The sequence below is a fragment of the Pseudoxanthomonas sp. LjRoot204_2 genome (genome assembly GCF_056175765.1).
Window position 1 is genome coordinate 1 of sequence record NZ_JBGFFG010000285.1, and the last position, 4,385, is coordinate 4,385.

Annotated in this window: 2 protein-coding genes; both read left to right on the forward strand. The window is 70.3% G+C overall.

The annotated features are described in order from the left end of the window. On the forward strand, positions 1-3,025 hold a 3,025-nt coding region (locus tag AC04L7_RS13065; RefSeq protein ID WP_475513158.1), incomplete at its 5' end, for an autotransporter domain-containing protein. Positions 3,026-3,205: 180 nt separating this feature from the next. After that, the coding region (locus AC04L7_RS13070; RefSeq protein WP_475513159.1) for a M13 family metallopeptidase at positions 3,206-4,385 on the forward strand (1,180 nt) is incomplete at its 3' end.

The window sequence follows — 4,385 nt, forward strand, 5'->3', positions numbered from 1 at the left end:
GGCGTCCTCGTCGTCGAATGCGATCACACCGGCGGCGACGCAGACGATCACCTTCAACAACCCCGGCGCGCAGAACTTCGGTACCACGCCGACGCTGACGGCGACGTCTGATTCCGGCCTGACGCCGACGTTCACCTCGTCGACCACCGGGGTCTGCACGATCACCACCGGCGGCGCGCTGACGTTCGTCACGTCCGGCACCTGCACCATCAACGCCGACCAGGCGGGCGACGGCAGCTACCTCGCGGCGACGCAGGTCACCCGCTCGTTCACCGTCAACGCCGTGTTGCCGGGTGCTCCGACCATCGGGACGGCAGCGATGGCCGCCCCGGGCGAGGTCGATGTCGCGTTCACCGCGCCGGTGAGCAGTGGCGGCGCCCCGATCACCGGCTACACCGTGACCGCGAGTCCGGGAGGTGCGACGGCGACGGGCACGGGCAGTCCGGTCCGCTTCACCGGTCTCACGCCGGGCACCAGCTATACCTTCACCGTACGCGCGACCAACAGCGTGGGCATGGGCGCGGCATCGGCCGCCTCGAACGCGGTCACGCCGATGCCGGCGCTGACCGTGGGTCCGGCGAGCGTGTCGCTGCCCTACAACGCGCCCGCCGCGCCGGTGACACTGCCGATCACCGGCACGCCCGACTCGGTGGCCGTGGATACCGCGCCGTCGCACGGCACCGCGACGGTGAACGGCACCACGATCACCTACCAGCCGACGCCGGGGTATGCCGGCCCTGACAGCTTCACGTACACCGCGACCGACGCGTACCAGACCACGGCGCCGGCGCTGGTCAGCATTACGGTGGCCCCGCCCAGCGTGGTGCTGGACGCGACGAGTCCGCCCAATGGCATCGGCGGCGCGGCATACGCGCACGCTTTCATCGCCAGCGGCGGCGCATCGCCCTATGTGTTCGACGTGGTGGGAGGCGCGTTGCCGGACGGCGTGAGCCTGGGATCGGACGGACGCCTCGTCGGTACGCCGACCGTGGCAGGCAGCTTCACGGTGACCGTGCGCGCGACCGACAGCAGTACCGGCACCGGTCCGTTCACCGCGCAGCGCCAGTACACGCTGCAGGTGGCGGCGCCGCAGATCCTCTTCTCGCTGTCGGCACTGCCGCAGGGGACGCATGCGAGTGCGTTCGACCAGACACTGTCGGTCAGTGGCGGCACTGCGCCCTACGCCTATGCGGTGACGGCGGGCCAACTGCCGCAAGGGGTGACGCTGAGCGCCGCCGGCGTGTTGGCGGGTACGCCGACGCAGGCCGGCCGCTTCGCGTTCACCGTCGAAGTCCGCGATGCCAATGGCTTCACCGCTGCACAGCCGTATGAGCTGGTCGTCGCGCAGGCGGCGCAGGCGATCTCCGGCTTCGCTGCCACTCCGGCGACCCCGGTGTTCACTCCGGACGGCACCTTCTCCGTGGCCGCCGCGGGCGGTGCATCGGGCAACGCGGTGGTCTTCGCCAGCATCACGCCCCAGGTCTGCGCAGTCAGCGGTTCGACCGTCACCATGCGCGCGGTCGGCCGTTGCAGCCTGACCGCGGACCAGGCGGGCGATGCCAACCACCAGGCCGCACCGCAAGTGCGGCTGGATGTCGACATCGCTGCGGCGGTGCCGACGCTGGTGTGGCCGGAAACGCTGCGGAAGGTATATGGGGAGCCGGCATTCGACCTGGCCAACCCGCAGAGCCCCAGCAGCGGCGCGTTTACGTTCGCCAGCAGCGATCCCGCCGTGGCCAGCATCAGCGGGCGTACGGTGACGCTGCATGCGGAAGGGGAAACGGTCATCACCGCCACGCAGGCCGCGGCCGGCAACTACGCCGCTGCCAGCGTGGAGATGCGCCTGCAGGTGGACGTGCGCCCCGATCCCACGCGCGATGCGGTCGTGGTGGGCCTGTTGCAGGCGCAGGTGGATGCCAGCGTGCGCTTCGCCAACGTACAGCAGTCCAACATCCGCGACCGCCTGCGCCAGGTGCGCAGCGGTGCGAACGGCTCCAGCAACAGCGTGACGCTCGCGTATGCCGGCGACGAGGATCGCCAGGGGCTTTCAGTGCCGGTAGGCCAGGCGACCGGCCAAGCCTGGCCGGCGCTGCCGCAGGGGTGGGGCGGCTGGGCCTCGGGCACCGCGACGTTCGGCAAGCGCGGCGGGGCGGGTGGCTACGACGTCCAGACCGACGGCATCACGGTGGGTGCGGACCGCGCGTTCGGCGAGCATCTGCTGGTGGGCGTGGCCGGCAGCCTGGCGCGCAACGACAGCGACCTGGGCGGCGACGCCTCGCGGCTCAAGGCGGACCAGCGTTCGCTTGCGCTGTATGGCCTGTGGCGCAGCGGCGAACACGTCTTCGTGGATGCGATGCTCGCCACTGGACGGCTGGACTTCGACCTGCGTCGCTGGAGCGAGGACGCCGACGCCACGGCGACGGCGGTGCGCGATGGCGAACAGTGGTTCGGTTCGCTGGCACTGGGCTATGAGCACCGCAGCGATCGTATGACCCTCACCGGCTACGGTCGTCTCGATGCGAGTCGCACCACGCTGGACGCGTATCGCGAACACGGACTGGATATCTATGATCTGGCGTACCGCCGGCAGGTGGTCGAGAACCGGGCGCTGGCACTGGGCCTGGAGGGCAGTTACCAGGCAGGCGGCGCGAATGGCCGCTACCGGCCGTTCTGGAGCCTCGAATACCGCCAGGCGATCGAGGACAGGGGCGATGCCACGATGAACTACGTGGTCTGGCCGCATCCGACCGACTATCGACTGGACCTGCAGAGCTACAACGACGACGCCCTGTCGTTGGCGGCGGGCGTGGACATGAAACTGCGCCGCGGCTGGTTGCTGTCGTTGCTGTTCGGTCACGAACAGGCGAGCAGCGGCACGCAGGGGAGCAGCATCGGCCTGCGCCTGTCGTATGGCCAGCCGTCGAGCGGCGGCTTCGTACGGGACGACGGCACGATGGCGAGCGAGGAGGCACGTCGTTGCGGACGACGCTGTGCCGGTAACGCGAACGCCGACGCATCGCGCTGACCCGCCCCCGTGGTCCTGCGGCCTCCACGACGCCCGGCGATCGCCGGGCGTCAGGGGGCGGGGGCACCGCATCGACGTCCCTGGCATCACCTTCGGCAGGGGTCGGCGCAGGCGGCTGGCGGGTACCCTGAGGGGCCCGCCCGCGCGTGATGCGCGCACGCCCTGTCCCGGAGGATCCCGTTGAAGAAGACCCTGCTGTCCGCCGCCACCCTGCTGGCCCTCGCCACCGCCGCCCCGCTCGCGGCCCACGAAGACCGCAGTTGCCTGGATGAGGGCTGCATGCTGCAGTCGCTGTTCGCCGAGCCCGATACCGCGGGTACGACCGTTCCGACCATTGCGGCCCAACGCTTCGGTACCTGGGGTATCGACACCGCGGGCATGGACCGGCAGGCGAAGCCCGGCACCGACTTCTTCCGTTATGTCTCCGGCACCTGGGCCGACACGACGCAGATTCCCGCCGACCGCTCCAGCTACGGGGGGTTCGCCATCCTGCGCGACCTGTCCGAAGCACGCCTGCGGGTGCTGGTGGAAGGCTATGCGCTGGGCGATCCCGCGACGGGGGGCGACCCCGCCAAGATTGCGGCGCTGTACCGGGGCTTCCTGGACGAGACGACGGTCGAAGCGCTCGGGGCGAAGCCCCTGCAGCCGGTCCTGGCCGACATCCGCGCAGCCAGGGACAGGAACGCGCTGGCCCGCCTGATGGGTACACGCGGCGGCTTCTACGACAGCTTCTTCAACCTCAGCGTCAGCGACGACCAGAAGAATCCGGACCGGTATGCGCTCTACCTGAGCCAGGGTGGCCTTGGCCTGGGCGATCGCGAAATGTACCTGCGCGACACCTTCAAGCCGCAGCGCGAGCGCTACGTGGCGTACATGGCGCAGATGCTGCAGTTGGCCGGCTGGGAGAAGCCGCAGGAGAACGCGACGGCGATCCTGGCGCTGGAGACGCGCATCGCCGACGCGCACTGGACGCGCGCCGAGAGCCGCAACCGCGACAAGACCTACAACCCGCGTCCGCTGGCGGAGTTCGCGTCGACCTCGCCCGGCTTCCCCTGGACGGACTTCTTCCGGGCGGCAGGCGTCGAAGGCGCGGGCCGCGCGGTGATCCGCCAGGACAGCGCGATCCCGAAGATCGCCGCGATCTTCGCCGGGACCGATGTCGCCACGCTGCAGGCCTGGCAGGCGTTCCACGCGACCGACAACGCGGCGCCGCTGCTGTCGAAGGACTTCTCGGTGGCGCAGTACGAGTTCCGCGACAAGTTCCTGTCGGGACAACCGCAGCAGCGCGAGCGCTGGAAGCGGGGCGTGTCGTTCGCCGAGTCGGCCATGGGCGAAGCGATCGGTCGCGACTACGTGGCGC